The sequence below is a fragment of the Bacillus sp. AFS040349 genome (assembly GCF_002577655.1).
Taxonomy (GTDB): Bacteria; Bacillota; Bacilli; order Bacillales; family Bacillaceae; genus Metabacillus.
Window position 1 is genome coordinate 1 of sequence record NZ_NUMC01000199.1, and the last position, 3398, is coordinate 3398.

Annotated in this window: 4 protein-coding genes; all 4 read right to left on the reverse strand. The window is 30.9% G+C overall.

Annotated elements, in window-relative coordinates; genetic code table 11:
- Window positions 1–1638: 1638 nt before the first annotated feature.
- The gene (locus tag COD11_RS27215) at window positions 1639–1791 is read right to left on the reverse strand and encodes a hypothetical protein (RefSeq protein ID WP_176551260.1); all 153 of its coding nucleotides are present in this window, start codon (window positions 1789–1791) and stop codon (window positions 1639–1641) included.
- 44 nt (window positions 1792–1835) lie between these two features.
- Entirely contained in the window at window positions 1836–2042 is a 207-nt protein-coding gene (locus tag COD11_RS26095; protein ID WP_098799776.1) for a capping complex subunit for YIEGIA, read from the reverse strand.
- A gap of 1 nt (window position 2043) precedes the next feature.
- Window positions 2044–2955, reverse strand: a complete 912-nt coding sequence (locus tag COD11_RS26100; protein ID WP_098799777.1) for a YIEGIA family protein — start codon at window positions 2953–2955, stop codon at window positions 2044–2046.
- A gap of 76 nt (window positions 2956–3031) precedes the next feature.
- A complete protein-coding gene (locus tag COD11_RS26105; protein WP_098799778.1) occupies window positions 3032–3241 on the reverse strand; it encodes a hypothetical protein in 210 nt (69 codons plus the stop codon).
- Window positions 3242–3398 lie beyond the last annotated feature (157 nt).

Genomic DNA, 3398 nt, shown 5'->3' on the forward strand with positions numbered 1-3398 from the left:
GGACTTTTTCAGTGGCCTCCAAAATCCAAAGCGTTTTTTATATTGGCTTTTTAACTAGTTTGATAAAGTTGAATAGATTATCAATTCTTATATTTATAAAATATATTAACTAGCAAGAAGTAAATCACTCCTATACTAAAAATAAATAATATAAATTCCTTTATCTTTTTGGTTTCCATTATTAAGTCTTCATTGTAAAGAAATTGTATATTTTCATTAATTGAAATTGGGACTGTAAAGATTTAATATTAATGCAAAAATGACCAATATTCCATATATATTTAGCACTGTTCTAAATGTAATCTTCTTTTTTATAACTATTTCAATATCATGAGACGTTTCCGACTTAAAATCCAATTCGGCTCCCCCCATACAAATATAGGAATGTAAATTACCAAGATTCCCCAACCTGATACTAGAACGAATTTCCAATCTAAATATCTATCATATTCAGTAAACTTAAACTATCTTACCATATTCAAATTGAATTTCGTATCTTTTAAACCTAATTGCTATCTAACAGTTCGAGTTTTGCATCATCAAATTCTTTTAAACATCGTTTTCTATTTTATCTTATCAAGTAAAGCCAACAATGGAATGTTGTGAGCATACCTTTATCCATAATTTGAGAGCACCCATAAACCAACCAATTCATTAAAGACACCTTACCTACCCTAATCTTTCGCCATTCCTTCGTTCTCTTATTAAAAAAAGGTACCGTTTTTATTAACGGGTTCTGTTGCAGGCGAGAAAATACTTTGAGAGACAATTCGCATAAGAATTAGCTTCCCTCTTTTGTTGTTATATCAATGTTTCTTTAGGTTTAATATATGAGATAACAAATAAATTACATACAAAATAACTGGGGTATAATAATTATTTGACGGTGTTCACAAATATGCTAAAGTGAGTGCTAATTGCTATTGTATTATTAGTACAATATAAATTGAATAATATTATATAATATGGTTCACTTAATTTGAAGTGAACTTTTTCATTACAGGAAGAATGGGATTTATACTAACATCATTTTTGATAGGTTGTACCTGAACAGAATTATATGGGGGTATCATTTGAAGAAAATAAAAATATTTAATGCCAAAACATGCAGAACCTTCTCCGCCAGATATTGAAACAGTATAAAAAATCAATAAAAGTTACTGACAAAATGCTAAGAGTGATAAAAAATATCGAATTCTCCAAAGCTATAGAACCTTGTAAAATGATAGAAAATAATAACGAGTAAATACCATTTTTCTCCATTAACGGAAAGTTATCCTTTTCATAAATATAGCCCATATAACCCAAAAAGACAGTGTTAGACACGGGCAATACAGCTTTTTCAATACCGTTAGCAAACAATTATTAGAAGATGTTTTCCAGCTTTACAAATCCAAGAAATACAGCTGTCCTATATATACTAGTGTTGATTAAATTCAACATGTTTATAGAAACCATTTAAAAAATTCCTCTAACAACGCAGCTAAAAAAAATGCTTGCTTAAATGAAGATGTCCAAATATGCTCACCTGTAAAAAATATTGTATATTACAGAACTAGGTAATCTGTTTGAGCCTTTTATAATCCAGTCCGCTACATAATTAAATAAATATATTTGAGAATTCAGAATACACCTTATTTATTTTAACTTATTGTTATGACACTTATTATTTTTGACTTCATCCTTTGGACAATCTCCTTCATCAATACGATCATTTTCAAAATTTTGTCGAACACTTACTGTATATTTACCTTTATGGTAAGATTTAATTCTCCAAGAATTATCATTCATTTCCGTTATCTCCTATAGGATTTACTAATTAAAAGATCTAGATCTTATAACCTGATGACCAAGTAGTCACCTGATTTCATTTGAACTACATCTGCCTTCATTGCTTTGGCGATATCTACCGTTAAAGATTCTGCCTCTTTTTCATCTTTTGCAAATAATGACAGTGGCTTACCACCTATTACTTTTTCTTTGTCAGTAGTAATAAACGCTAGAATCTCATAATTTGGTTTTTGTGTTGATTCACGTCCCATTTTACTTCCTCCCTGCTAAATTTGTTTGCATAACTGAGTGGCTTTTCTTTGCACTTTCAAGCAAAGGGGTGTTCTTAACTGTTTCAACAAGTTTATTGATATCATTTATAATAGGAACTAGCGTAATCACTACCCGTCCTTCTTCGTATTCTTTTCTTGTGAAATGGTACCTCTTAACTCCTACTGACCTTGTAGTTTCAAATAAAATAGCCTGCCTCTGTCCATAATTATCAAGAGTTATACGAAAATGTTCTTCACGAGGATAGATAACAACTGCGAGACCCTCTTTTTCAAATAACTTTCGGGCATTTTCAGTCCCTAGTTGGTTCGATACATATATCCCATCAACAAATAATTCAGACCCCTTTATTTCGACCTTTCCTTCTTTTACATTCGCAATATCTCCAACTGTCTTCCCCTTTGAAAATCGTTTTAGTACAAAGAGAACTATGAAACCAACAATAGTTCCACATATAATATTTATCCATATTGAATTTGTATTTACTAATTGAATAGTTAGTCCGGTTGCAAAAGATACAATAAGAGCAAAATAGTTGCGTGCTTCAAATGTTTTTGAAATACCATCTATATAAGCATCGCCTCGATAAGCGTATTCAGTATTTTCAAGGTCTTTTAAACTCTCTCGTTCCGTTTTGCGCACGTCTCGAAACTGCTGAATAGCAAGTGTTAAAAAAGTAACTGCAACAAAATTTTTAGTCATTAAGGCTGGAATGGCTACGGCTCCTAAAGCTGCGGCAACAAATCCTGTAATTAAATGAATTAAATATCCATTTGGATAACTAGGATATTGCCGGTAGTCTTCTTTTATTGTAAGAACACGAGCAAGCGTTCCAATAATTATTGCAGTAACAATAAGTGCAATTTGCTCTGAGGAAATAACACCGTCCTTCATATTTTCACTCCTAAAATTAGAATTTTAGATTTACTTCTCATTAAAATCGTTTACTAATTAAAAATCTTCTTTTCCACTAAAGTTCAACGTATCCAATTGAAAAGTAAAGGTTATCATTGATTTCGGCACAACAAGGCTTTTTTTCTGTTTGTTCAATCATCTTATATGTCCCTTTAAATTCCTTTTCATTTAACCATTTACCTAAAACATCTATTAAGGTTCCATCAACGGACTCTATTACTTCATCAATCTGGTTTCCATTCTTATAGATTAAGTATTTCTCCACGTCATACATCTCCTTCTTAATAATTTAAGCTATATGAAGTGAGTGGTCTCTTCTTCTCGCTAAAAAAATTAATTAAATAAACTTTTCCTTTTCCTAACACTTTTAGTTACAAAGCACCAATAAAGGGATGGGGTAAGAAATATATAAAGAAGGTAAA